Below are 21652 nucleotides of genomic sequence, written 5' to 3'. Positions count from 1 at the left end.
GAGGTTCAACATGCGTGCGATCTGGAAGGGTGCGGTGTCGTTCGGGCTGGTCAACGTGCCGGTCAAGCTCTACTCCGCCACCGAGTCGCACGACGTGTCGTTCCGGCAGGTGCACGCCAAGGACGGCGGTCGCATCAAGTACCAGCGGGTCTGCTCGATCGACGGCGAGGAGGTGGCCTACGCCGACATCGCCAAGGGCTACGAGACCGAGGACGGCGAGATGGTCATCCTCAGCGACGACGACCTCGCCGAGCTCCCGCTGACGTCCTCGCGCGAGATCGCGGTCGAGAAGTTCGTGCCCACCGACCAGATCGACCCGATGCTCTTCGAGAAGTCCTACTACCTCGAGCCCGAGAAGGCCGGCGCCAAGCCCTACGCCCTGCTGCGCCAGGCCCTGCTCGACGCCGACCGGATGGCCGTGGTCACCGTCGCGCTGCGCCAGCGCACGTCGGTGGCGGTGCTGCGGGTGCGCGACGACGTGATCGTCATGCAGACCATGATGTGGCCCGACGAGATCCGCAAGCCCGACTTCAACATCGACGGCGGCGAGGTCAAGGACTCCGAGGTCAAGATGGCCAACATGCTGGTCGAGACCCTGGCCGGCGACTTCGTGCCCGACGACTTCGAGGACGACTACGCCGAGGCCGTCGAGGCCCTGGTGAAGGCCAAGATCGAGGGCGGCGAGGTCAAGCGCACCGCCACCTCCACCAAGTCCTCCGGCGAGGTCGTCGACCTGCTCGCAGCCCTCCAGCGCTCGGTCGACGCCGCCAAGACCGCCCGCGGCGAGGACGACGCCTCCGCCGACAAGAAGCCGGCCGCGAAGAAGACCGCGGCCAAGAAGGCCCCCGCGAAGAAGGCCCCGGCCAAGAAGACCGCCGTCAAGAAGACCCCGGCCAAGAAGACCGCCGCGAAGAAGACCCCGGCCAAGAAGGCCAGCTAGCCGTTCCGGCGGGTGGCGCTAAGCGGTCATCCGCCTCAGCTGGGCCCCGATCTCGGCCGCGACGGCGACCGCGAGGTCCTGGGCGCTCTCGCCGTCGACCTCGGGGACGACGCGCTGGACGGTGCCGCCGGCGAGGAGCTCGGCCGCGCCGACGAGCTGCGCCTCGGCCATCTCGGGGGCGTGGCCGGCGTCGCCGTGGACGATGATGCTCGCGCCCTCGGGCGGCAGCGGCGAGAGCCAGGCGTGCTCGGCGGCGATGACGGTGCCGGCGGGCAGCAGCGCGAGCGCGCCGCCTCCGGTGCCCTGCCCCAGCAGCACCGAGAGCGTCGGCACGGTCATCGAGGTGAGGGTGCCGATGCAGCGCGCGATCTCGCCGGCGATGGCCCCCTCCTCCGCGCGCTTCGAGAGCTCGGCGCCGGGGGTGTCGATGACGGTGACCAGCGGCAGCCCGAGCTCCTCGGCCAGGCTCATCGCCCGGCGAGCCTCGCGCAGGGCGCCCGGGCCCATCGCCCGGTCGGGCGTCTGGCGGCTCCGGTCCTGGCCCACCAGGACGCAGGGCTGGCCGTCGATGCGCGTCAGCGCGAGGAGCACCGTGTCGTCGAACTCCCCCTCGTCGGTGCCGCGCAGGCGCAGGGTGCCGGTGGCGCCGTGGCGCAGCAGGTCGCGTACGCCGGCCCGGTCGTCGGCCCGGGTGCGGGTGATCGACTCCCACACCGGCGTACGGCGTGAGGTCGCGGCGTCCTCGCGCCGGGGCAGCGTGGCCTCGCCGGGGCCGTCGACCAGCACGGCGAGCGCGAGGTCGACCAGGCCGGGCAGCTGCTCGGGCGACACGACGGCGTCGATGATGCCCTGGGCGGCGAGGTTCTCGGCGGTCTGCACGCCCGCGGGGAAGGGCTCGCCGTGCAACCCCTCGTAGACGCGCGGGCCGAGGAAGCCGACGAGCGCGCCCGGCTCCGCGACGGTGACGTGGCCCAGCGACCCCCAGGACGCGAACACGCCGCCCGTGGTGGGGTGGCGCAGCTGCACGAGGTAGGGCAGCCCGGCGGCCCGGTGGGCCATGAGGGCCCGGGAGATGTCGACCATCTGCACGAAGGCGGGCGTGCCCTCCTGCATGCGGGTCCCGCCCGAGCTGGTCGTGGCGAGGACCGGGATCCCCTCCGCCGTCGCGCGTCGTACGGCGGACGCGATCCGGCGCGCGGTGGCCTGGCCGATCGAGCCGCCCAGGAAGCGGAACTCGTTGGCCACCACCGCCACCGGCCGGCCGCTCACGAGGCCGCGCCCGGTGAGCACGGCCTCGTCGGCGCCGGACTTCTCCGCCGCGGCCTCGAGCTCGCGGCGGTAGTGCTCGGCGTGGTGGGAGATGTCGATCGGGCTGTCCCAGGAGACGAACGAGCCGTCGTCGAGGACCAGGTCGAGCAGCTCCTGGGCGCCCCAGCGGCGAGCGCTCACGCGTCCTCCTCCAGCCAGGCCCGGATGGAGCCGGCGTGCTCGTCGAGCACCGGCGGCGCGCCGTGGTCGCGGCGCGTGACCTCGTCGCCGGCCGCGTCGAAGAACCGCAGCGGCGGGCCGGGCAGCGTGACCCGGCCGAGCGTCGGGTGCTCGACGTCGACGAGCAGCCCCTGGCTGGCGGTCTGGTCCCACTCGTAGACCTCGTCGAGCGTGCGGACCTTGCCGGCGGGCACGCCCACCTCGGCCAGGCGCGCGAGGAGCGGCTCGGCGTCCCAGTCGGCGAAGGCGGCCTCGACGACCTCGATGACGCGCTCGCGCACCGCCACGCGCTCCTCGTTGGTGGCGAGCCCCTCGGCCGACGGGTCCAGCCCGAAGCCCTCGCAGAAGCGGCGCCACAGCCCCTCGCTGCCCAGCGCGATCTGCACGGCGCCGTCGCGGCAGTGGAAGAGCCCGTAGGGCGCGATGGAGGGGTGGTGGTTGCCCTGGGCGACGCCGACCTCGCCGGCCACCGTCCAGCGCGTGCCCTGGAAGGCGTGCACGCCGATGACCGAGGCCAGCAGCGAGGTGCGCACGACGGTCCCGCGGCCGGTGCGGTGCCGCTCGTTGAGCGCGGCCACCACGCCGTAGGCGCCGTACATCCCCGACAGCAGGTCGGCGATCGGCACCCCGACGCGCTGCGGGTCGTCGGGCCCGGAGCCCGTCAGCGACATCAGCCCGGCCTCGCCCTGCGCGATCTGGTCGTAGCCGGCGCGGCCGCCCTCGGGCCCGTCGTGGCCGAAGCCGGTGATCGAGAGGACCACCAGGCGCGGGTTGCGCTCCTGAAGCGCGGCGATGCCGAGCCCGAGCCGCTCCAGCACGCCGGTGCGGAAGTTCTCCACCAGCACGTCGGCGCGGTCGACGAGGCGCAGCAGCAGCTCGCGGTCGCCGTCGTCCTTGAGGTCGAGCGCGATCGACTCCTTGTTGCGGTTGGCCGACAGGAAGTACGTCGACTCGCGGCGGTCGGGGTCGCCGACGAACGGCGGCCCCCAGCCCCGGGTGTCGTCCCCGCGGCCGGGCGCCTCGACCTTGATCACGCGGGCGCCCAGGTCGCCCATCATCATCGTGGCGTGGGGCCCGGCGAGGGCGCGGGTCAGGTCGACGACGAGGACGTCGTCCAGTGGTCCGGTCATGGCGCGGTCAGCCTCTCGTTCACCAGCTCGGGAGCACGAGCGCGGCCCAGACCAGGAGCGGTCCGACGATCACCACGATCACGCTGTAGGTCAGGATCTGCTTGTAGAACACCGGCTCCTCGATGGTGTCCGGCCTGTTGGCCAGCATCAGCGCGCCGTTGGTGGAGAACGGGCTGACGTCGACGATCGTCGACGACACCGCCAGTGCGGCCACGAACATGGCCGCGGAGATGCCGCCCTCGGAGATCAGCGGCACCGCGATGGGGATGATGATCGGCAGCAGCGCGGTGGAGGAGGCGAACGCCGAGACCACGCCGCCGACGTAGCAGAGGACGAGGGCACCGAGGGCCACGACGCTGAAGCCGGCGGCCCACTTGCCGACGTACTCCGGGGAGCCGGCGGCGGTGAGGATCGCGGCGTAGGTGCTGACCCCGGCGACGAGCAGGACGGTCGGCCAGGCGATCTGCTTGACCGCGTCCTTGTGCTCGTTGGGCGAGAGCATCGCGAGGATGACGGCCGCGGTGATGGCGACGAAGCCGATGTTCTTGTCGAAGGCGAGCGCGATGACGGCCACGCCGACGAACGCCGTCAGCGTCAGCAGCTGGTCGCGGCGCACGCCCAGCGCCTGGGTGCCGGTGGGGGCGCTGGCGCCCATGCCGCGGGCGGGCACGAGCGCGCCGCCGCGGTGCAGGTCCTCGTCGAGGGTGTCGGGCTCGTGGGGGTTGATCCGGCGCTTCATGAGCTCGCGGCCGCCGAGCAGGAAGAAGAGGATCGCGGCCATGATCGTGTTGACGACGAGGCTCGCGAGGAAGACCGTGACCTCGCTCGTGGGCAGGCCGGCGTCCTCCATCACCGAGTTGGTGATCGTGCCGTAGATGCTGATCGGGGAGAACCCGCCGCCCTGGGCGCCGTGGACGACGAACATGCCCATCATCAGCGGGTTGATCTTGTAGCGGCCGGCGAAGCCGAGCGCGATCGGTCCGATGATCGCGCAGGCGGCCGGGCTGGCCGCGCCGATGGCGGTCAGCAGCGCGGTGACGCCGAACATCACCCACGGGATCAGCGCCACGCGGCCGCCGACGGCGCGGACCGCGGTTCTCACGATGAGGTCGACGGTGCCGTTGTTGCGCGCGATGGCGAACAGGTAGGTGACGCCGATCAGCGTGAGGATCAGGTCCCCGCTCACCCCCGCCAGGATCTCCTTCTCGTCGAGGTCGAGCGAGTACATGCCGACCAGCCAGGCGGCGACGTACGCGAGTGCTCCCATGTTGATCGGCAGCACCGTGCCGATCACGAACAGCGCCACGAGGGCGATGATCGCTACCCATTCCGGACCCATGAGTCTCCTCCTGCTGCCGGCGTCGTGGTCGTGGGTGACCGGGCTCACACGCTGGCTCAGTGGCCTAGCCAATAGGTCAATGGGCCGGTTGTCAATAGAATCCCCGCATGTCCTCCGACCCCGTCTTCCCGCAGCGGCTCCTGCGGACCCGGCTCTACGAGCAGGTCGCGGAGCAGATCACCGCGTGGATCGCCGACAACCACCTCAGCGCGGGAGACCGGCTGCCGCCGGAGCGCGAGCTGGCCACCCGGCTGGGCGTGAGCCGGGCGACGCTGAGCCAGGCACTGGTCGCGCTGGAGGTGATCGGCGTGGTGGCCGTGCGCCACGGGGACGGGACGATCCTGCGCGACGCCCCCGGGTCCACCCGGATCGTCGAGGCGATCCGCTCCCACGCCGACCGGCTGCCCGAGATCATCGAGACCCGCGACGCGCTGGAGACCAAGATCGCCGCGCTGGCAGCGGTCCGCCGCAGCGACGAGGACCTCGCCCGCATCGACGACGCGCTCGACGCCATGGAGACCGACATCGCGGCCGGCGGCCGCGGGGTCGAGGGCGACGAGCGCTTCCACGGCGCGGTCACCGCCGCCGCCCACTCGCTGCTGCTGGCCCGGCTCATGGACGAGATCGGTGACCTGATCAAGGAGACCCGCATCGAGTCGCTGAGCCAGCCCGGCCGCCCCCGCGACTCACTGGCCGGGCACCGCGCCATCGCCGACGCGATCCGCGCCGGCGACCCGGGCGCCGCCGCCGACGCGATGCACGACCACGTCGCGATGGTGAGCGACGTCGCCCTGCTGCGCCCCCGGTGACGGGTCTCGAGCAGCTGGCGGTCGTAGCCGCCGGGTTCGGCGCGGGCATCCTGACCTCGACCGTCGGGGTCGCCTCGCTGCTCAGCTTCCCGGTGCTGGTCGCCGTCGGCCTGCCACCGGTGGTCGCCAACGTCAGCAACACCATCGGCATGGTGCCGGCCGGGGCGAGCGGCTCGTTCGGCTACCGGCGCGAGCTGCGCGAGCACCCGCGGGTCACGGCCACCGTCATCGCCACCTGCACCGCCGGCTCGGTCGTGGGCGCCGTGCTGCTGCTCGGGCTCCCGGCCGGGGTGTTCGAGGCCGTCGTGCCGTGGCTGATCCTGTTCACCTGCCTGCTGGTCGGAGCCCAGCCCCGCATCTCCACGCTGCTGCGCCGGCGCCACCCTGCCGGGGAGGTCCCGGCGGACCGCACCCTGATGTCGCCGCTGACCAAGGCGTTCTCGACGTTGGTGGGCGTCTACGGCGGCTACTTCGGCGCGGGGTCGGGCGTGATGATGGTCGCCGTCCTGGGCTTCGGGCTCGACCTCGAGCTGCGCGTCGTCAACGGGCTCAAGACGCTCGCGATCCTCTGCGGCAACGTGCTCGCGGCGCTGATCTTCATCGCCGTGGCCGACGTGGACTGGCGTGCCGTCGCCCTGCTCGCGTCCGGCTCCGTCGTGGGCGGCTACGTCGGCGCGCGGGTCGGTCGGCGGCTGCCGCCGTCGCTCTTCCGGGCGCTGGTCGTCGTCGCCGGCGTCACCGCCGCGGCGTCGATGCTGCTCGGCTGAGGCACCGCCTCAGCGGCGTGCCTCGCGGATGAGCGGCTTGACGGCGTTGATGGAGCGGACCCGGCCCGAGACGACGTTCGAGCCGGCCTGCGAGAACGTCGCCGACGGGATGCCCACGATCTCGGCGTCGTTGTCGATGGCCGCGCCGCCGGAGTTGCCCGGCGCGATGCGGGCGTCGGTGTCGATCTCCGAGCGCCGGCCGAGCGCGGGGTCGTCGAGGAACGTCGAGATGACCCCGCGGGTCACCGAGACGCCCGAGGACCCCGAGATGCTCGGGAAGCCCAGCACCGTGACGTCGTCGCCGGTGCGCAGCTCGTCGGAGTCCCCCACCGGCAGCGTCGGCAGGTCGAGCGGGCGGTCGAGCTCGCCGCCGTCGATGGTGGCGTAGATCTTGATGACCGAGGCGTCGAGGAAGCCGTCGCTGACCACGACGCGGGCGCGGTAGGCCGGCGCCGCGGCCGAGTCGTCGGCGTCCTCCACGAGGGCGACGCGCAGGTAGTCGGGGTTGGTGTCCTGGGTGGGCCCGTACTGGCGGTCCAGCCCCTCGGCCTCGGGCTCGGCGACGTGGGCGTTGGTCAGGATGAGGCCCTCGGAGCCGATGATCGTGCCGGAGCCCGACCAGGTGACGGACCCGCCGTCCTCGGTCTCGGACTCCGCCGAGATCAGGACGGTCGCCACCTTGGCGCGGTCGAGCTCGGCGCCGGTGAGCACGTCGGAACCGGCGGTGGGCGTCGGGTCGTCGCCGGCCGGCCCGTCCTCCTCGGTCGCCAGCACCGCCACCGCGGCCCCGCCCGCGACCACCACGACCGCCACCAGCGCGGCGGCGCCCACCTTGAGCCGCCGGGACCAGCGGGCGCGGGCGATACGGCGCTCCTCCTCCTGCGCCGAGAGCAGCGGCACGACCGTCAGCTCCGGCCCGGCGACGGGGTGACCGAGCCGCAGCGCGACCCGCTCCCGGACCGGGTGGGTGTCGAGGCGGCGGCCGTCGAGGAACGTGCCCTCGCGCGAGGCGTTGGTGTAGGTCCAGCCGCCGGGGACGGCGTCGAGGCGACCGTGCACGCGCGAGGCGACCCGGTCGGTGAGGACCACGGAGCTCTCGGGCAGGCGGCCGACCGTGACGGTCGACGGGTGGGTGAAGCGGTGCTCGCGCCCCTCGGCGACCACCATCAGGTCCGGACCGCTGCGCTGCTCCTCGCGCTCCGGCCCGGGGCGCTGGGCGGCGAGCACGACGGTGTGGTCGAGGTCCCCGTCGTCGTCCTCGTGCTCGGCGTGCTCGGGCTCGGCGTGCTCGTGCTCGGCGACGGGCGTGACCGTCACCTCGCTGCCGGTGTCGACCGGGCCGCACCGCACGGTGACGGGTCCGGTGAGCCGCAGCTCGGTCACCCGGTCGCCCTCGACGAAGGTGCCGTGGGCGCTGTGCACGTCGACGAGGACCCAGCCCTCGGCGTCGGGGCGGAGCTCGGCGTGGACGCGCGAGACGCCGTCCCCGGTGAGCAGGACGTCGGAGTCGAGGGCGCGGCCCAGTCGCAGCACGCGCGACCCGTCGCCGTCGATCGTGCGCGCGCCGACCTCCACCCGTAGGCGCTGCACCTCAGGCCGCCTGGGAGCGGACGGCCGTGACGAGCGAGCCGTCCACGCTCACGCGGACGCCGTCGACGATCTCCATCGTGCGGTCGGGCTCCAGCCGGACCCGCTGCCCGGCGGCGTACGTCGCCTCCCAGGCGCGGCCCGACACGTTGTGCAGGCCCCAGCGCCCGGCGTCCTGGGGGTGGGCGCGGACCCGGCCGACGACCCGGGACTCGTCGGCCCCCGGCGCCAGGTGGTCGCTGCGCAGGGTGGCCAGCGCGCTGACGGCCACGGTGCGGCGCCCGACCTGGAGCAGGTACGCCGGCTGCAGCGAGCGGCCGCAGGAGCGGCACGTGCGGCGGGGCTCGGCGGGGTCCCAGAAGCCGGTCGTACCGCACCGGCAGCGGACCATGCCGTCGCGCAGCCGGTCCATGGCCTTCATCCACTGTCCCTCGGTCACCCGCTGGCCGGGACGCTCGACCCCGGCGACGAACGCCTGGACGAACAGGTCCTGGAGGAAGCGCGGGTAGATCGCCCAGTAGTCCTGCACGACCTGCGAGGGACGGTTGTCGTCGCGGTCGGGGTGCAGGCAGAAGACCGGGTCCGTGCCGAAGTGCTCGAGGAGCCAGGCGGCGTCGCGCAGGCCGTCGTCGGTGCGCGCGCCCTCGAAGGGGTGGCCGAGGAACAGCGTGTAGAAGAGCAGCACGGCCAGCGAGTGGCGGTCGGTGTCGGTGCTCGGGAGCGTCTGGAAGGTCAGGTCCCGCACCACCTCGGGCGCCATGAAGAACGGCGTCCCGAGGACGCGGCTGGTGCCGTCGTCGACGCCGACGTTGTCGTTGTCGCAGATCAGGACGTCGCCGTTGGCGGGCTCGAAGAACACGTTGCCGAAGGAGATGTCGCGGTAGCAGAGGCCGCGCGCGTGCAGCCGCAGGAAGCTCGACGCCAGCTGGCGGCAGATGCTGATCGTGGCGTCGAAGGAGACCGACAGCGGCGTGCCGTCGCGGTCGGTGTTGGCGAGCAGGAAGCTCAGCTCGAGGTAGCGACGCTCACGCAGCCGCATCACGTAGCCGAACGACGGCTCGCCGGCCACGCGCGCCATGCTGATCGGCCAGAGGAACCGCTGGTGGGGCGACCCGAGCTCCACCAGTCGCTGCATCTCGTGGAACTGCTCGGCCGACGCGGACTCCGGCCGGTACCACTTCAGCGCCAGCGCCTCGCCGTGCGGGAGCCGCACCTCGTGCACGAAGCCCTGACCGCCCTGGCCGAGCAGCCGCACGACCCGGGCGCGACCGAGTGGGCCGAGGTCCACCTCGGTCCCGTCAGGCAGGCTCATGGCTGGTCAGGGTATATCGTCGCCACGGCCGAGACCGCGGAGCGGGGTGGACATGAGTGATCGCTTGGGCGGCGCCCTCCAGCGCAAGCCGCTGCACTTCATCTTCGTGCTCGACGTCTCCGGCTCGATGCTGCGGGGCGGTCGCATCCAGGCGCTGAACAACGCCATGGCCGAGGTCGTCCCCCACCTGCGCGACGAGGCCCGCGCCAACCCCCACGCCGAGCTGCTCGTGCGCGTGCTGGCGTTCGCCACGGAGACGACATGGGTCGTCGAGGAGCCGACGCCGATCGAGCAGTTCCACTGGGAGCGGCTGCCGGCCACCCCCAAGGGCTTCACCGAGCTGGGCAGTGCGCTGTCGGTGCTCGCGAAGAGCCTGCGCGAGATGGACACCGGCGCCAGCGCCTACCCGCCGGCGATCATCCTGGTCTCCGACGGCCGGCCCACCGACAGCACCGGCACCAGCTTCGTCGACGGGCTCCAGGAGCTGCTCGACGAGCGCTGGGGCGCCGCCGCCGTCCGCCTCGGCCTGGGCGTCGGACGCGACGCGGACATGCACGCCCTGCGGCGCTTCATCGGCGACGAGGACGTGCCGCTGCTGCGCGCCGACAACCCCCAGCAGCTGGTCGAGTACATCGTCTGGGCCTCCAAGGCGGCCAGCCGCGGCGCCTCCCGGCCCGTGCTCGGCGCCAGCGGCGTCCCGGTCGACCCGCCGCAGACCACCGGGGGCGACCCGATCTGGAGCACGCAGGGATGAGCCCCCGCTGGACCGCCCTGTCCGGCACGCACATCGGCTCGGTCCACGTGCGTGAGGACCTGCCGCTGCAGGACGCTCACGAGGTGCGCGTCGACGAGCACTCCGCCGTGGCCGTGGTCGCCGACGGGCACGGCCACCACGTCCACTTCCGCTCCGACGTCGGCGCGCGGCTCGCGGTGCGGATCGCCGCGGACCTCCTGGCCGACGCGGCGCCGCACCTGACCGCCGTACGAGGTGAGGAGGTGTTGGCCGGCGTCGGCGCCGCCCTCGTCGAGCGCTGGACCGCCGAGGTGCTGGAGCACCTGCGCGACCATCCGGTCGAGCCAGCGGTCGCCGCCAGAGGAGCGCTCCTCCCCTACGGCACGACGATCGTCGCGATGGTCGCCACCGACGACCTGCTCGGCGTGCTGCAGGTCGGGGACGGCGACGCCGTCGTGGTGGGCGCCGACGGGCGCGCCGCACGGCCGCTGCCCGAGGACCCCGCCCTCGACGGCACCCGCACCACCTCGCTGTGCCAGGAGGACCCCCTCGACGCGCTCCGCGTGGCCGTCGTCGACACCGGCGCCGACGACGTCGCCCTGGCCTACGTCTGCACCGACGGCTTCAGCGCCGCCCGGGTCGACCCCGACGGCTGGTGGCAGCAGACCGGCGCCGAGCTCGTCGCCTTCACCCGCGAGCACGGCGTCGCGTGGGTCGCCGAGCGACTGCCCGGCTGGCTCGAGGAGCCCGCCCGCATCGGCGGCGACGACACCACCCTCGCCCTCCTGGTCCGCACCGACCTCCCCCGGTGGTCGAGCAGCGACGAGCGCTAGCGAGGAGCGCTCGTCGAGACCCCTCGCGCTCTTGGCTGCCTGCTGCGGGGAAGTGATCGTCGGCTTGCGCGCCGCACTTGGTTGCGGTCTTGGCAGCGACGGGGAGGAGGTAGGCGGTGCTTGCGCGCCGCTGCCGGCCGCCCGGCCTGCGGTGGTTGAGGTGCGAGCGGAGCGAGCCTCGAAACCACCCGACGGTGGTCGAGCAGCGAGCGCCAGCGAGCGCACGTCGAGACCTCCGCACCTCTGGTCGCCTCCTCGGGGACCCTTCTTCGGCTTGCGCGCCGTCGTTGGTTGCGGTGTTTGGCAGCTACGGAGACGAGGTGGGCGCTGGGTTGCGCGCCGCTGCCGGGCGTCGGGCCCGGTGGTTGAGGAGGGACGAAGTCCCGTCTCGAAACCACCCCCGAGAGAAAGTTCAGAGAGTTTCGAGAGCCCTTGTGGATAAGGCCTCCTGAGCCCCCTTTCAGGGCTTCGACTGTCGGTGGTCGGTGCTTGAGTAGACCCATGAGCAACCCCACCGGACCCGAGGCCAGTCACGTGCTGGCCCAGGTCCGCGCGGGCCGGACCACCCAAGCCCAAGGCGAGCTCGACACCCTCCGCAGTGTTCTGCAGTGGTGTGTCCTGCACGCCACCGACGACGAAGCCGAAGCCTCCTTCGGCGACCACGGCATCCCGCTCGCCGGCGACGGCGCCCCCTGGGTCAGCGAGTTCGCGGTCATGGAGCTCGGCGCCGCCCTGGGCATGTCCACCGACTCCGCGAAGCGCTACGTCGGCGCCGCCTTGGAGGCCCGCTACCGCCTCCCGCGGGTGTGGGCCCGGGTCGAGGCGATGGAGCTGCCGTTCTACAAAGCCCGCTGGATCGCCGAGCACACCATGGCCCTGCCCGCAGCCGGTGCTGCGTTCGTGGATCGGATGGTGGGGTTCGTCGCCCACAAGGTCTCCTTCGCCGAGATCGAGCGCCAGATCGCCGCCGCCAAAGCCAGGTTCGACCCCGAAGCTGCCGAGAAGGCCCGCCGGGAGGCCGCCGACTCCCGCCGCCTCGACATCGACAAGGCCCACGTGTCCATCAACGGCACCGTCGAGGTCACCGGGACGTTGGACTACGTCGACGGCCTCGCCCTCGACACCGCCCTGTCCCACCGCGCCGCCGAGCTCAAGGCCGCCGGGTCCGAGGAGTCCCTCGACGTGCGTCGGTCGATCGCGGCCGGGGACCTGGCCCGCGGGTATGACTCACTGCCCTTCAACGACGCTGGGGAGGGTGGTTTCGAGACGGGACTTCGTCCCTCCTCAACCACCGAGGTGGTCGTCCACGTGCACGAGGACCTCGACGGGGTCGGACGCCTCGGCAACACCCGCACCCCCCTGCTCGCCGAGACCATCCGGGAGTGGTGCGGACGCCCCGACACCCGCGTCATCGTCAAACCCGTCCGAGACCTGAGCGGCCACATCCACGTCGCGGCCTACGAGATCCCCGACCGGCTCCGCGAGCAGGACGAGCTCGTCGACCTCACCTGCGCCTTCCCCTGGTGCACCAGACCAGCGGTCCGCTGCGACGTAGATCATGCGATCCCGTTCGCCGAGGGCGGGCCCACGTGCTCGTGCAACACCGCACCCCTGTGCCGAGGCCACCACCGGCTCAAGACCCACGGCCGCTGGGACTACGACGTCCTCGACCGCGGCACCTACCTGTGGCACTCACCCCACGGGCACGCCTACCGCCGCGACCACACCGGCACCCAGGCCATCACCACCCCGACCACAGCCCACGAACCCCATCGACGAACCTGACCGCCCCCCACCCCGCCCCGGCGGGGTCACAGGCATGTCCAGGCCTGGTTCACGCTCGAGCTGAGGGCTAGGTGGTGTCCCAGCGGAAGAGGCGGGCGGCGACGAGGGTGACGACGACGGCGAAGCCGCCGAGGATGGCGATGGGGACGAGGGCAGAAGCGGGGCCCTCGCCGCGGACCATGACGTCGAGCATGGCCTGGTTGAGGTGCTTGAGCGGGAGCAGGTTGCTCACGGCGCGCAGCCAGCCGGGCGCCGTGTCGAGCGGGAAGAAGGAGCCGCTGAGGAAGGCCATCGGGAGCACGAAGAAGTTGGCCATGTTGACCGCACCCTCGGTGGTCTTGGCGATGGCGCCGGCGAGCAGCCCGATCGACATGAAGCAGAGAGTGCCGACGACCAGGACGGGCACGGCCATCCACCACGAGCCGGTGAGGGTCAGCCCGAAAGCCGCCGCCCCGAGCCCCAGGAAGATCGTCATCTGGATGAGCGCCACGGCGACCGTCACCGCGATGCGGGCCGCGACCATCGTGCTGGTGCGCACGGGCGAGAGCTGCAGGCGGCGCAGGAGCTTGGACTGCCGCCAGCCCTGCAGTGTGGCCGCCGCGCCGAAGGCTGCGCTCATCGCGACCGCCCAGCCCAGCAGGCCCGGGGTGACGAACTGGATGGCGGTGAGGGACTCGTCCTCGACCCGCTCGGCCTTGAAGGAGTACGTCGGCTCACGGCCGGACTCGGCGGCGAGCTGGGCGACGTTCGTGGCGTCGACGAAGGCGCTGAGCGTGCCCTGGGTGATGGCCGCCTTGACCTGCTCGGTCTGGGTGTAGTGGGCGACGAGCTCGTCGCCGCGCTGCTCGATCGCGACGTCGGCGTCGCCCTTGCGGACCTGCTCGAGGGCGTCGTCGAGGTCGTCGGAGGTCGTGACGTCGAAGGTCTGGGCGAACGCGTCGTCGACGCCGTCGGGGAGGTCGTCGACCAGCCTGACCTCGCCGACCTGGATGAGGTCGACCTTCGACTGGTCCTGGTCGGAGAAGACGCCGCCGAAGAGCACCAGGAACATCAGCGGGAAGACCAGCGAGAAGAACACCGCGCCCTTGTCGCGCAGGAACCCCTTGAAGATGGCGAGCGACAGCGCGACGAACGCCGAGCGTCCCGAGCCGCGGGCGCTCATGCGCGGTAGGCCCGTCCGGTGAGGTCGAGGAAGACGTCCTCGAGGGTCCCGGCCTGGACGCGTACGCCGTCGAGCCGGTCGCGCTCCGCCAGAAGTGCCAGGACCCGGCCCGGCGACCGGGTGGTCAGCACGACCCCGTCCACCGACTCGTGCGCGTCGTCGACGCCCACCATGCCGCGCGCCTCCTCCACCGCCACCGCACCCGGGGCGACGGTGATCCGCGCCGGCGCGTCCAGCGTGCGCACCAGCGCCGCGGGCGAGTCGACCTGGAGCACCCGGCCGCCGTCCATGATCGCGACGCGGTCGCAGAGGACCTCGGCCTCGTCCATGTAGTGGGTCGTCAGGACGACGGTGCGTCCGGAGTCGTTGAGCCCGGAGAGCAGGTCCCAGAGGTTGCGGCGCGCCTGGGGGTCCAGCGCCGCCGTCGGCTCGTCGAGGAAGACGACCTCGGGGTCGTGCACGAGCGCGCACGCGATTGAGAGCCGCTGCCCCTGCCCGCCGGAGAGGTCCTCGACCCGGGTGTCGGCCTTGTCGAGCAAGCCGACTCGCTCCAGCCACTCGTCGGCGGCGGTGTGCGGGACGGAGTAGAGCGAGGCGAAGGTGCGGAGCTGCTCGCGGGCCGTCAGTCGCTCGAAGAACGCCGAGGCCTGCAGCTGCACGCCGACGCGGGGCAGCAGGTCGGCGTTGCGGGGCCAGACGGGGAGACCGAGGACCGTGGCGTTCCCCCGGTCGGGGCGGCGCAGGCCTTCGACCATCTCGAGCAGGGTCGTCTTGCCGGCGCCGTTGGGACCGAGGATGCCGAAGAACTCACCCTCCCCCACCTCCAGGCTCACGCCGTCCACGGCCGTGAGCTCGCCGTAGCTCTTGGCGAGATCGTCGATCACGATGGCGGGCACGGGAGGACCTTACCCAGCGGAAGGGGCCGTGAGGGGCCACGGCCGGGCGCGCTCGAGCTGGGCCGACAGGCTCAGCAGGGTGACCTCGTCGTCGGTCCTACCGACGAGCTGGACGCCGACGGGCAGCCCGTCCTCGGCCGGGCCGCAGGGCACGGAGGCGGCGGGGTTGCCGGCGACGTTCCACAGGGCGACGTAGGCGATGGCCGGCATCGCCTGGAGCGCCGAGCCGACGGTGCCGCGCCCGTCGATGACGCCCACGCGTGGCGGGCGGTGGGCCGTGGTCGGGGTGAGCAGGACGTCGACGTCCTGGAACACCCGGTTGGCCTTGACCGACACTTTCTCCGAGGCACGGACGGCCCACTCGGTGACGCGAGGGGAGGCCCAGGAGCCGAGCCGGTAGGTCTCGCGCGTGCGTCGCTCGAGCCGCTCGTAGTGCTCGACCTCGTCGGCCTCGGCCCGCAGGCCGGCGAAGAACTGCGGCACGAACGCCGCGGTCGGGTCGGGGTAGCGCGGGTCGACCTGGCGTACGTCGTGACCCAGCTCGGACAGCAGGCGCGCGGTGTCCTCGACGGCCCGCACGTGGATCGGGTCGGGCCGCACGCCGACGCTCACGGGCTTCGTGGACCACCCGACCCGCAGCCGCCCCGGCTCCCGCCCGGCCGCCTCGACGAAGGAGCCGCTCTCCCCCGCGCGGAAGCGGTCGCCCGGCGTGCTCCCCCGGATGACGTCGTAGACCAGGGCGCTGTCCAGCACGGTGCGGCTCAGCGGGCCGACGGTGCCGAGCGCCCACCACAGGTGCGCGTGGGGCGACGTCGTCACCCGGCCGCGCTGGGGCTTGAGCCCGAAGAGGCCGCACATGGCCGACGGGATCCGGATCGAGCCGCCTCCGTCGCCGCCGATCCCGACGGGCACCATGCCGGAGGCCACCGCCGCGGCGGTGCCACCGCTGCTGCCGCCCGGGGTGCGGGTGCGGTCCCACGGGTTGCGGGTGATCCCGCGCGAGCTGGACTCGGTGTAGGGCCACGCGCCGAACTCCGGCATCGTCGTCTTGCCCACGATGACCGCGCCGGCCGCGCGGAGGCGGCGTACGACCTCGCCGTCCTCGGCGGCCGGGGTCGAGTTGGCCTCGCCGCCGAACGTCGTCACGCACCCGGCGACGTCGAGCTCCTCCTTGATCGCGACGGGTACGCCGTGCAGCGGGCCGCGCTCCCCCGGCTGGTCGTCCCGGGCGTCGGCCTCGGCCCGCGCGGCGTCGGCGAGCACCACCGAGAACGCGTTGAGCGCCGGGTCGGCCGCGGCGATCCGGTCGAGGGCGGCATCGGCGACCGCGCGCGCGGTGAGGTCACCGGCGGTCACGAGGCGGGCGGTCTCGGCGGCGCCGGTGGCGCGGAGGTCGGTCACGGGGCGAGCCTAGAGGTCAGGCGAGGGACTCGAGCCAGGCGTCGTTGAGGTCCGAGAAGCGACCCTCGCCGCTCGCCACGAGCGACTCGGGCGAGCCGTCCTCGACCACGCGTCCGTGCTCCATCACGATCACCCGGTCCGCGATCTCGACCGTCGACAGCCGGTGGGCGATGATCAGCGCGGTCCGACCGGCCAGCACCGTGCGCAGCGCGTGCTGAACCAGGCGCTCGGAGGGCACGTCCAGCGAGGACGTCGCCTCGTCCAGGATCAGCACCGCCGGGTCCGCGAGGAACGCGCGGGCGAACGCGACCAGCTGGCGCTGGCCGGCGCTGAGCCGCCCGCCCCGGTTGGCGACGTGGGTGTCGTAGCCCTGGGGCAGCGCCATGATGAACTCGTGGGCGCCGAGCGCACGGGTCGCCCGCTCGACCTCCTCCTGGCTGGCCTCGGGACGGCCGAAGCGGATGTTGTCGGAGATGGTGCCGGAGAAGAGGTAGTTCTCCTGGGTGACCATGACGACGGCCTCGCGCAGGTTGTCCGAGGTCAGGTCGCGCAGGTCGACCCCGTCGAGCAGGATGCGACCCTCGTCGGGGTCGTAGAAGCGCGTGGCGAGCTTGGCCAGCGTGGTCTTGCCGGCGCCGGTCGTGCCGACGAGGGCGATCGTCTGACCGGCCGGGACCGTGAGGTCGAGGCCGGGCAGGACCGGGCGGTCGTCGACGTAGGCGAAGTGCACGCCGTCGAAGCGGAGCTCGCCGTGCGCGTCGGTCAGCGTCGTGGGGTGCTCCGGCTCGGGCACGCTGGGCCGCTCGCGCAGCACGCCCGCCAGCTTGTCCAGAGCCGCGGAGGCCGACTGGAAGGTGTTGTAGAACTGCGAGATCTCCATCATCGGCTCGAAGAACTGGCGCAGGTAGAGCAGGAACGCCGCCAGGACGCCGACGGTGACCTCGCCGTGGTAGGCGAGGTAGCCGCCGTAGAGGAGCACCACGGCGATCGTGATGTTGCCGATCAGGCGGATGCCGGGCATGAACCACGCGACCAGGCGGAACGCCACCAGGTTGGCGGCGCGGTACTGGTCGTTGACGTCGTCGAAGATCTCCTGGTTGCGCGGGCCGCGGCGGAAGGCCTGGACCGCGCGGATGCCGCCCATGGACTCCACGAAGTGGACGATGACCAGCGCGACCTTCTCGCGGGTGAGCCGGTAGCTGGTGGCCGAGGAGACCCGGAACCAGTTGGTGAGCCAGAAGAGGAACGGACCGCAGACCAGGGCCACGAGCCCCAGCTTGACGTCGAGGAACAGCAGCAGGCCGGCCGTGCCCACGAGCGTGAGGGCGGCCGTGACCAGCCCGTCGAAGCCGGTCTCGAGCATCTCGTAGATCGCGTCGACGTCGGAGGTCTGGCGCGAGATCACGCGCCCCGAGGTGTAGCTGTCGTGGAAGGCCGGGCTGAGGATCTGGAAGTGCCGGAACACGCGGCGCCGGACCTGGAACAGCATGTCCTGGCCGACCCGTCCCGACCGCACCAGGAAGATGTTGCGGGCGACCGCCTGCGTGAGCGTCGCGACCAGCACGATGGCCACGATGGTGAGGAGTGGGCCCTTGTCGCCGTAGTCGGTGATGGGCGGGATCCCGGTGTCGATGCCCTCCTTGACGAGGTAGGGGATCGACAGGCGGGCGGCGTTCTCGACGAGGACGATCAGGACCAGCAGCCGGATGGCGCCCTTGTAGGGGCGCAGCAGCTCGCGCAGCAGCTGCGCGGACCCCCCGGTGAAGCGCGCGGCCTCGCGCTCGGCGGCCTCCTCGGCGTCGCTCTCGGCGACGCCGCGCCAGCTGGTCGTGGAGCTCACGGGCGCACCGCCTCGTGCTCGGAGTCGGCCGCGAGGAGCTCGCGGTAGGCGGGGACGGTGGCCAGCAGGTCGCGGTGGTCGCCGACGTGGCTGATCGTGCCGTCCTGGATCAGCGCGACCCGGTCGGCGAGCAGGACCGTCGAGGCGCGGTGGGCGACCACCAGGCCGGTCGTGGCCGAGAGCACCCGGCGCAGCGCCTCCTCCACGAGCTTCTCGGTGTGCACGTCGAGCGCCGACAGGGTGTCGTCGAGCACGAGCACGCGGGGACGGGCGAGGACGGCGCGGGCGAGCGCGAGGCGCTGGCGCTGCCCGCCGGACAGGGCCATGCCCTGCTCGCCGATGCGGGTGTCGAGTCCCCACGGCAGGTCGCGCGCGAAGCCGGCCTGGGCGATGTCGAGCGCCTCGTCGATGTCGGCGTCGCTGGCGTCGGCGCGCCCGAGGGTGAGGTTCTCCCGGGCGCTCATGGAGAAGAGCGTGGGCTCCTCGAACGCCGTGGCCACCAGCGTGCGGAGGTGGTCGAGCTCGAGGTCGCGCACGTCGACGCCGTCGATCGTGATGCGCCCGCCGGTCACGTCGTAGAGGCGCGGCACCAGGGCCGTGAGGATGGTCTTGCCGGACCCCGTGGCTCCGACCAGGGCCAGGGTCTCCCCCGGCGCCAGGTCGAGGTTGACGTCGCGCAGGACCGGCTCGTCGGGAGCGTCGGGGAAGGCGAAGTCGACGTGCTCGAAGCGCAGGTGCCCGCGCGGGTGCTCGATGACCTGCGTGCCGCCGACGATGTCGGGCTCGGTGTCGAAGATCTCCAGGATGCGCGCCGCCGAGGTCATCGCCTCCTGGGCCATCGCCAGGATGACCCCGAGCGAAGACACCGGCCACACCAGCGACAGCATCAGCGTGATGAAGGCGACCAGCTCGCCGTAGCTGAGCTTGCCCGTGCCGACGCCGATGGCGCCGAGCAGCAGGACGACGACGACGGCGAGGTTGGGGATGACCTCGAGGAAGGTCCAGAAGCGCGCCGAGAGACGGACCTTGTCCATGCTGGTGGCGTGCAGCGAGCGGGCGGCCTGCTCGTACTGCCGGGTGACGTGCTCGGTGCGGCCGAAGGACTTGATGACCCGGATCCCGACCGCGCCCTCCTCGGCGCGGGTGGCGAGGTCGCCCTGCTCGTCCTGGACCCGCCGGGACACGACGACGTAGCGCTTCTCGAAGCGCATCGAGAGCCACACGATGGGCGCGGCCGTGGCGGCGACGACCAGCCCGAGGGGCCAGTAGAGGTGGAGCAGCACGAGGGTCACGGCCGTGACCTGGACGATGTTGATGACGAGGAACAGCAGCCCGAAGCCGCTGAAGCGGCGGATCGCGGACATGTCGGTGGTGGCCCGCGAGAGGAGCTGGCCGGACTGCCACTGGCTGTGGAAGCTCATCGGCAGCACCTGGAGACGCGCGTAGAGGTCGCGCCGCATCTCGGTCTCCATGCCGAGCACGGCGTTGGACTGCACCCACCGCCGCCAGAAGACCAGCAGCGCCTCGAGCACACCGAGCGCGAGGACGAGCAGGCCGAGGGGCAGCACCGGCGCCAGCTCGCCGTCGGTGATCGGCCCGTCGATGAGCGACTTGGTCACCAGCGGGATCGCGATCGAGACACCGACGCCGCCCAGGGCGGTGCCGAGCATGACGGCCAGGGCGAGGCGGTGGGGGCGGAGGTAGCCCCGCAGCCGCCACAGGGAGTGGACCCCTGCGGGAGGCTCGGTGTCGGGGGTCGCGGTCATGTGACGTTCAGCGTATGTCGGCCCACCGACAGGTCGCGAACCGGTTGCGGACGTCCGGGCCGGGGTGCGGCAGACTGGGCCGATGCGCGCGCAGGTGGTCGTCCTGGCCGGCCCCTCGGGGGCCGGGAAGTCCCGCCTCGCCGAGCGCCTCGGGCTGCCGGTCCTGCGCCTCGACGACTTCTACAAGAGCGCCGGCGACCCCACGCTGCCCGTGATCGCGACCGGCGCCAACGCCGGCCTGGTCGACTGGGACCACCCCGACTCCTGGCTGCCCGACGACGCCATGGCGGCCATCGAGGCGCTGTGCGGGACCGGGCGGGCCGAGGTGCCGATCTACGAGATCGCCCAGGACGGGCGGTGCGGGTGGCAGACGCTGGAGCTGGGACCCGAGCCGCTCTTCGTGGCCGAGGGCATCTTCGCCCAGGAGATCGTCCCCCGCTGCCGCGAGGGCGGCCACCTGGCGGCTGCCTACTGCGTGCGCCAGCACGCCGCCGTGACCTTCTGGCGCCGCCTCACGCGTGACCTGCGCGAGCACCGCAAGCCGCCGCTGGTGCTGGTCCGCCGTGGGCTCGCCCTGCTGCGCGACCAGCGCCGGGTGGTCCAGCGCGCGGTCGACCTGGGGTGCACGCCGGTCTCCCCCGACCAGGCCTGGACGGCCCTGCGGGCGCTGCGCGGCTCGGCGCCCCGGTGAGCGAGCCGGTCGCGCTGCTCGGCGGCCGGCTGCGGCAGCCGGACGCCCGCTCGTGCGGGGCGAGCGCCCTGGTCGCCGCGCGGATGCTGGTCGACGCCGACTACGCCGCCGCGGTGACCCCCGGCGTCTTCGCCCGCGACGTCCTCGCCACGCACCGGCGCGTCACCGGCCTCACCGGCCACGGGCTGCAGGTGCCGTGGCCGCGCGCCCTGGGCACTCCTCCGTGGGCCGTCGCGCGCGAGCTGTCTGCCCTCGCCCGCACCGGCGCGGCGGCCGCCCGCTACGCCACCCGCATCGCGGTGCTGCGGCCCGGGACCGCCTTCGACCGGGTCCGTACGGCGGTCGGGTCCGGGCGGTCCGCGGCGCTCTACGTCGGCGACCGCTGGTGTCCCCGCCACGTCGTCCTCGCGCTCCCCATCACCCCCGGCGCCCCGGCCGTCCCGCACCTGCGCGTCTACGAGCCCGCGTCGGGCCGCGTCGTCGAGGTGACCCGCGAGTCGGTGGTCGGGCACCGGCTGGGCCTGGCGGGCTGGCAGCGGCTGTGGCTCGTGGTCACGCCCGACGACCGCTAGCCCAGCTCGGCGGGGTCCGTCTGGGAGATGGTCCCGCCGATGCCGACGACCTCGGCCCCCACCGAGCGGAAGAGCGGCCCGTGGTGCACCATCGTCACCGCCGAGATGCCGTTGGAGCCCAGGGCCTGCGAGAACTCCGAGACCGCGCCGCGCTCCGCCTCCGGCTCGGGCGGGCTCTCGACCGAGCAGCGACCGTCCTGCCGGACGACCTCGCCGGGCGCGGAGGACTCCAGCGTCGCGCAGCGCTCGTCGAGCGCCTCCTTCATCCTGGTGCGCACGGCGTCGTAGCTGTCCGCCGCGAAGGACGACAGCGTGACCTCCAGCGTCACCGGTGCGCCCTGGGCGGTGCCGCTCATCGTGCAGGCGGCGCGGTTCTCGTCGTCGGACTCGGTGGTCTCGTGGGCGTCCTCCACGAGGGCCCAGCGCTCGACGACCTCGTCGGGCACGGCCTCGCACAGGTTGGCCGGCAGCGCCTTGGCGTCGACCGGCTCGGGGGTCTCCTCGTCGTCGCTGCAGGCCGCCAGGAGCGGCGAGAGGAGGAGCACGAGGGCGGCGACGCGGGTGGAGCGCATGCGCGCGATCCTTCCCCCGGGCGAGACCG

19 protein-coding genes are annotated in these 21652 nt (G+C 73.0%); 8 read left to right on the top strand and 11 right to left on the bottom strand.

Going from position 1 to position 21652, the window contains the following annotated elements; all coding sequences use genetic code 11:
- Positions 1-10 precede the first annotated feature (10 nt).
- Positions 11-940 carry a Ku protein gene (locus tag E4622_RS01630; protein ID WP_134738356.1) on the top strand — a complete coding sequence of 310 codons (930 nt, stop codon included), beginning with the start codon at positions 11-13 and terminating at the stop codon, positions 938-940.
- Positions 941-958: 18 nt separating this feature from the next.
- On the opposite strand, the gene E4622_RS01625 is transcribed toward E4622_RS01630, so the two are convergent.
- From E4622_RS01625 to E4622_RS01615, 3 genes are read right to left on the bottom strand one after another with little or no spacing between them, the layout of a single operon-like run.
- A complete protein-coding gene (locus tag E4622_RS01625) occupies positions 959-2389 on the bottom strand; it encodes a carboxyl transferase domain-containing protein (protein WP_134738355.1) in 1431 nt (476 codons plus the stop codon).
- On the bottom strand, positions 2386-3558 hold the full coding sequence (locus E4622_RS01620) for a CoA transferase (protein WP_134738354.1): 1173 nt from the start codon (positions 3556-3558) through the stop codon (positions 2386-2388). The genes E4622_RS01625 and E4622_RS01620 overlap by 4 nt, the downstream gene beginning before the upstream one ends.
- 19 nt (positions 3559-3577) lie before the next feature.
- Positions 3578-4897, bottom strand: coding sequence for an SLC13 family permease (locus E4622_RS01615; protein WP_134738353.1), 1320 nt, complete (start codon positions 4895-4897; stop codon positions 3578-3580).
- A gap of 107 nt (positions 4898-5004) precedes the next feature.
- Between E4622_RS01615 and E4622_RS01610 the strand changes: the two genes are divergently transcribed.
- Complete coding sequence (locus tag E4622_RS01610; protein ID WP_134738352.1) at positions 5005-5706, top strand: FadR/GntR family transcriptional regulator; 702 nt, start codon at positions 5005-5007, stop codon at positions 5704-5706.
- Positions 5703-6473 carry a sulfite exporter TauE/SafE family protein gene (locus tag E4622_RS01605; protein WP_134738351.1) on the top strand — a complete coding sequence of 257 codons (771 nt, stop codon included), beginning with the start codon at positions 5703-5705 and terminating at the stop codon, positions 6471-6473. The genes E4622_RS01610 and E4622_RS01605 overlap by 4 nt, the downstream gene beginning before the upstream one ends.
- Positions 6474-6482: 9 nt before the next feature.
- On the opposite strand, the gene E4622_RS01600 is transcribed toward E4622_RS01605, so the two are convergent.
- Positions 6483-8063: an FHA domain-containing protein gene (locus E4622_RS01600; RefSeq protein WP_134738350.1), complete on the bottom strand. Its 1581-nt coding sequence runs from the start codon at positions 8061-8063 to the stop codon at positions 6483-6485.
- A 1-nt stretch (position 8064) separates the two neighbouring features.
- Complete coding sequence (locus E4622_RS01595; RefSeq protein ID WP_134738349.1) at positions 8065-9372, bottom strand: serine/threonine protein kinase; 1308 nt, start codon at positions 9370-9372, stop codon at positions 8065-8067.
- 52 nt (positions 9373-9424) lie between these two features.
- On the opposite strand from E4622_RS01595, the gene E4622_RS01590 reads away from it, so the two are divergent.
- From E4622_RS01590 to E4622_RS01580, 3 genes are all read left to right on the top strand, one after another.
- Positions 9425-10126, top strand: coding sequence for a VWA domain-containing protein (locus tag E4622_RS01590; protein WP_167735941.1), 702 nt, complete (start codon positions 9425-9427; stop codon positions 10124-10126).
- Positions 10123-10938 (top strand): protein phosphatase 2C domain-containing protein, encoded by an 816-nt coding sequence (locus E4622_RS01585; RefSeq protein ID WP_134738347.1) that lies wholly within the window; start codon positions 10123-10125, stop codon positions 10936-10938. Before E4622_RS01590 ends, E4622_RS01585 begins: the two co-directional genes overlap by 4 nt.
- A gap of 501 nt (positions 10939-11439) precedes the next feature.
- Positions 11440-12723: an HNH endonuclease signature motif containing protein gene (locus tag E4622_RS01580; protein ID WP_134738346.1), complete on the top strand. Its 1284-nt coding sequence runs from the start codon at positions 11440-11442 to the stop codon at positions 12721-12723.
- 67 nt (positions 12724-12790) lie between these two features.
- On the opposite strand, the gene E4622_RS01575 is transcribed toward E4622_RS01580, so the two are convergent.
- The 5 genes from E4622_RS01575 to E4622_RS01555 are packed head-to-tail and all read right to left on the bottom strand — an operon-like array spanning position 12791 to position 19788.
- Complete coding sequence (locus E4622_RS01575) at positions 12791-13885, bottom strand: ABC transporter permease (protein WP_134738345.1); 1095 nt, start codon at positions 13883-13885, stop codon at positions 12791-12793.
- A complete protein-coding gene (locus tag E4622_RS01570; protein WP_134738344.1) occupies positions 13882-14781 on the bottom strand; it encodes an ABC transporter ATP-binding protein in 900 nt (299 codons plus the stop codon). The genes E4622_RS01575 and E4622_RS01570 overlap by 4 nt, the downstream gene beginning before the upstream one ends.
- A gap of 9 nt (positions 14782-14790) precedes the next feature.
- Entirely contained in the window at positions 14791-16182 is a 1392-nt protein-coding gene (locus tag E4622_RS01565) for an amidase (protein WP_134738343.1), read from the bottom strand.
- Positions 16183-16198: 16 nt separating this feature from the next.
- Entirely contained in the window at positions 16199-18022 is a 1824-nt protein-coding gene (locus tag E4622_RS01560) for an ABC transporter ATP-binding protein (RefSeq protein ID WP_134738342.1), read from the bottom strand.
- Positions 18019-19788: an ABC transporter ATP-binding protein gene (locus E4622_RS01555; RefSeq protein WP_134738341.1), complete on the bottom strand. Its 1770-nt coding sequence runs from the start codon at positions 19786-19788 to the stop codon at positions 18019-18021. The genes E4622_RS01560 and E4622_RS01555 overlap by 4 nt, the downstream gene beginning before the upstream one ends.
- A gap of 82 nt (positions 19789-19870) precedes the next feature.
- On the opposite strand from E4622_RS01555, the gene E4622_RS01550 reads away from it, so the two are divergent.
- Both E4622_RS01550 and E4622_RS01545 read left to right on the top strand, forming a co-directional pair.
- Complete coding sequence (locus E4622_RS01550) at positions 19871-20479, top strand: ATP-binding protein (RefSeq protein WP_134738340.1); 609 nt, start codon at positions 19871-19873, stop codon at positions 20477-20479.
- The gene (locus E4622_RS01545; RefSeq protein WP_134738339.1) at positions 20476-21051 is read left to right on the top strand and encodes a hypothetical protein; all 576 of its coding nucleotides are present in this window, start codon (positions 20476-20478) and stop codon (positions 21049-21051) included. Before E4622_RS01550 ends, E4622_RS01545 begins: the two co-directional genes overlap by 4 nt.
- Here E4622_RS01545 and E4622_RS01540 read toward each other — a convergent pair.
- Positions 21048-21623, bottom strand: coding sequence for a hypothetical protein (locus tag E4622_RS01540; protein WP_134738338.1), 576 nt, complete (start codon positions 21621-21623; stop codon positions 21048-21050). The genes E4622_RS01545 and E4622_RS01540 overlap by 4 nt on opposite strands.
- Between the last annotated feature and the right edge of the window lie 29 nt (positions 21624-21652).

This window comes from Nocardioides sp. 503, from assembly GCF_004522095.1.
In the GTDB taxonomy this organism is placed as follows: Bacteria; Actinomycetota; Actinomycetes; order Propionibacteriales; family Nocardioidaceae; genus Nocardioides.
Note: the sequence above shows the minus strand (reverse complement) of the source record. Positions and strands in the feature narration are given on the sequence as shown.

Bases quoted from the DNA above. Each gene is read 5' to 3' on its own strand.
- E4622_RS01630 (WP_134738356.1), top strand. From the start codon at position 11: ATGCGTGCGATCTGGAAGGGTGCGGTGTCGTTCGGGCTGGTCAACGTG.
- E4622_RS01620 (WP_134738354.1), bottom strand. From the start codon at position 3,558: ATGACCGGACCACTGGACGACGTCCTCGTCGTCGACCTGACCCGCGCC.
- E4622_RS01615 (WP_134738353.1), bottom strand. From the start codon at position 4,897: ATGGGTCCGGAATGGGTAGCGATCATCGCCCTCGTGGCGCTGTTCGTG.
- E4622_RS01610 (WP_134738352.1), top strand. From the start codon at position 5,005: ATGTCCTCCGACCCCGTCTTCCCGCAGCGGCTCCTGCGGACCCGGCTC.
- E4622_RS01595 (WP_134738349.1), bottom strand. From the start codon at position 9,372: ATGAGCCTGCCTGACGGGACCGAGGTGGACCTCGGCCCACTCGGTCGC.
- E4622_RS01590 (WP_167735941.1), top strand. From the start codon at position 9,425: ATGAGTGATCGCTTGGGCGGCGCCCTCCAGCGCAAGCCGCTGCACTTC.
- E4622_RS01585 (WP_134738347.1), top strand. From the start codon at position 10,123: ATGAGCCCCCGCTGGACCGCCCTGTCCGGCACGCACATCGGCTCGGTC.
- E4622_RS01580 (WP_134738346.1), top strand. From the start codon at position 11,440: ATGAGCAACCCCACCGGACCCGAGGCCAGTCACGTGCTGGCCCAGGTC.
- E4622_RS01575 (WP_134738345.1), bottom strand. From the start codon at position 13,885: ATGAGCGCCCGCGGCTCGGGACGCTCGGCGTTCGTCGCGCTGTCGCTC.
- E4622_RS01555 (WP_134738341.1), bottom strand. From the start codon at position 19,788: ATGACCGCGACCCCCGACACCGAGCCTCCCGCAGGGGTCCACTCCCTG.
- E4622_RS01550 (WP_134738340.1), top strand. From the start codon at position 19,871: ATGCGCGCGCAGGTGGTCGTCCTGGCCGGCCCCTCGGGGGCCGGGAAG.
- E4622_RS01540 (WP_134738338.1), bottom strand. From the start codon at position 21,623: ATGCGCTCCACCCGCGTCGCCGCCCTCGTGCTCCTCCTCTCGCCGCTC.